The organism is Robertmurraya sp. DFI.2.37 (assembly GCF_029211245.1).
GTDB classification, from domain to species: Bacteria; Bacillota; Bacilli; order Bacillales; family Cytobacillaceae; genus Robertmurraya; species Robertmurraya methanolica_A.
Map to the genome: position 1 here is coordinate 1 of NZ_JARGEJ010000758.1, position 293 is coordinate 293.

A 293-nucleotide genomic window follows, 5' to 3' on the forward strand; every position below is an offset into this window, starting at 1 on the left:
GGTGGAGATGTTCTGGTACACAACCGATAAACCGTCGCTGTTCACCGCCAGCGGTATCGAGATCACGGTACAGGGAAAGAAATACCCTTACGAGGTTTTCTCCGCTCCTGGTGAGCCTGACCTGGAATGGCGCCGGCGTAATACCTACAAGAAGTTCTATGTCCAGTACGATCCCTATGACATGAGCAGCGTACGGTTGCTTTACAAGGACAAGGGCGGTGCGATGCGTTTCGAGTGTGTGGCCTCGTTCCCGCTGATGATCCACCGTGCCCAGCAGGAGCAGACGGAAGCCG

1 protein-coding gene is annotated in these 293 nt (G+C 55.6%); it reads left to right on the top strand.

What is annotated here, in order from left to right; all coding sequences use genetic code 11:
* On the top strand, positions 1-293 hold a 293-nt coding region (locus PZE06_RS28520), incomplete at both ends, for a hypothetical protein (RefSeq protein WP_275792473.1).